This window comes from Veillonella sp. 3_1_44, from assembly GCF_000163715.1.
GTDB classification, from domain to species: Bacteria; Bacillota; Negativicutes; order Veillonellales; family Veillonellaceae; genus Veillonella; species Veillonella parvula_A.
In genome coordinates, this window is record NZ_GG770199.1 from 342,310 (window position 1) to 344,834 (window position 2,525).

The window sequence follows — 2,525 nt, forward strand, 5'->3', positions numbered from 1 at the left end:
CATTGTAGCTACTGGTTTTTATTTTATACTGCAATCTTACTGTTATTTTTGATTAGAGTGACATTATTTGTATTAAATTAATTGTATTTTAATGTAAAAATTTATAATTATGGTATAATTTCTCTGGAGATAGTATTTTTAACTATACTCTAGTCTACTGTTAATTCATGATAAACAGACAAATTGTGAAAGTTCGAACCGACCAATATGGCGGGTACATTTAAAACACAAGGAGTTTAGCATGATACTAACAATGTTAAAAGGTAAAATTCACAGAGCTACTGTGACACAAGCAGAGCTTGATTATGTAGGGAGCATTACAATTGATACAGATTTATTGAATGCATCCGGAATACGAGAATATGAACAAGTTCAAATTGTAAATATTAATAATGGAGCACGTTTTAGTACATATACTATTGCCGGAGAAGCAGGTAGTGGTGTTATATGTTTAAATGGTGCTGCTGCACGACATGTGCAAGTACATGATAAGATAATTATCATGTGTTATGCACAGCTTGATGAAAGCGAAGTTGAGAGCCATAATCCTCTCGTTGTATTTGTAGATAACAATAACAAGATAAGTCATATAAAAAACTATGAGAAACATGGTTTATTAGTTGATCAAAAATAATTGTCATTGATCGAATTACAGTAGACTGTATAGGAGACTATCTTCGTATTTACAATATAACGGAGGAATATAATGGAATTTATAACAACTATCGAAAATGTGCGGAATACAGTAAATAGCTGGAGAAAAGAAGGTTACACAATTGGTTTTGTACCAACCATGGGATTCTTACATGAAGGACATGCTGCATTAATTGATCAAGCTAGAAAAAATAACGATAAGGTCATTGTCTCTATATTTGTAAATCCTATTCAATTTGGAGAAAATGAAGACTTAAGTACTTACCCTCGTGATATTAATAGTGATAAAAAGTTATGTGAATCACATGGTGTCGATCTTATTTTTGCTCCAAATCCGGAGGAAATGTACCAAGATAAAAAGGCATTTGTAAACATTGCGGATTTATCTGATACATTGTGTGGTATTCGCAGACCAATTCACTTTAAAGGCGTTTGCACTGTGGTGGCAAAATTCTTTAATATTACTCAACCAACAAATGCGTATTTTGGTGAAAAAGATGCACAGCAATTAGCCATTATACGTAAAATGGTCTTTGATTTAAATTTTCCTGTCAATATTATTGGTGTTCCCATTGTTCGTGAAAAAGATGGTTTAGCAAAATCTTCGCGTAATACATATTTGTCTAGTGAAGAACGGAAAGCCGCTACCATATTGTATAAAGCTATTCAATTGGGAAAACAAACTATACAATATGGTTGCTCTGCTAAATGTATCATTGATACTATGACAGACACTATACAAACCGAACCGCTTGCTAAAATAGATTATATTTCAGTTGTTGATGCTAAGACTATGCAACCTGTACAAGAGGTTACTGCTCCAGTATTAGTGGCTATGGCCATATATATTGGTCCTACACGACTTATTGATAACTTCTCATACGATCCAAAATAAGGAGAGAGGTTATGAATCATTTACTTACACTCAACAACGTTCTTTCCAAATACTTGATTTTTATAATCCTCGGCTTTTCATGCATTGCCTATATAGTACCAGAATACTTTACTTGGGCAATCGCTTATACACCATTTTTACTTGGTATAGCAATGTTTGGAATGGGGCTTACTATTAAGTTTGAAAGCTTATGTAGTATCCTTAGGCATCCAAAAGATATTTGTATTGGTGTACTTGCACAATATACGATAATGCCTCTATTAGCCTGGGGAATTTGCCATATATTCACATTATCACCAGATATTGTTATTGGTGTAATATTAGTAGGTTGTTGTCCCGGCGGAACAGCCAGTAATGTTATAACCTATATTGCCAATGGTGATGTCCCTTTATCTGTAGGAATGACAATTACTTCAACATTAATAGCTCCCATAGTTACACCATTATTAATCTTATATATCGGTGGCGCATGGGTAGATGTTCAAGTTCTACCTATGATGATTACTATGGTAAAAGTTATTATTGTGCCAATCTTATTGGGCGCAGTAATCCAATATGTATGTAAATCACATATCAATACTTTAACCAGCATTAGTCCGATTTTCTCAATGATTGCTATTATACTGTTAATAGCAGCCATTATTGCTATCAACAAAGATAAACTATTGATTTCTGGGCTTGAAACACTTATTGTTGTTGGTATACATAATATACTAGGTCTACTACTAGGATTAGGTGTAGGAGCACTGCTTAAATTAAGATATGATAAAACTACAGCGCTAGCAATAGAGGTAGGAATGCAAAATAGTGGTTTAGCCGTAACATTGGCAGCAACAAATTTTGCATTAAATCCATTAGCAACGCTAGTAGGGGCTATTTTTAGTGTATGGCATAATATATCAGGTGCTATTTTTGCTACTCTACGGAGAGAAAATAGTTTACATTAAAAATAAACTTTTTACATGCAACAAAAAAA

The 2,525-nt window shown here is 33.3% G+C and carries 3 protein-coding genes; all 3 read left to right on the forward strand.

The window, feature by feature from the left end:
* The first annotated feature begins 241 nt into the window (after positions 1-241).
* The 3 genes from panD (at position 242) to HMPREF0873_RS01650 (ending at position 2,496) form a co-directional block, all read left to right on the forward strand.
* Positions 242-634 (forward strand): aspartate 1-decarboxylase, encoded by a 393-nt coding sequence (gene panD, locus HMPREF0873_RS01640; RefSeq protein WP_004695834.1) that lies wholly within the window; start codon positions 242-244, stop codon positions 632-634.
* A gap of 72 nt (positions 635-706) precedes the next feature.
* The gene (gene panC, locus HMPREF0873_RS01645) at positions 707-1,549 is read left to right on the forward strand and encodes a pantoate--beta-alanine ligase (protein WP_008713923.1); all 843 of its coding nucleotides are present in this window, start codon (positions 707-709) and stop codon (positions 1,547-1,549) included.
* An 11-nt stretch (positions 1,550-1,560) separates the two neighbouring features.
* A complete protein-coding gene (locus tag HMPREF0873_RS01650; protein WP_008713926.1) occupies positions 1,561-2,496 on the forward strand; it encodes a bile acid:sodium symporter family protein in 936 nt (311 codons plus the stop codon).
* Positions 2,497-2,525 lie beyond the last annotated feature (29 nt).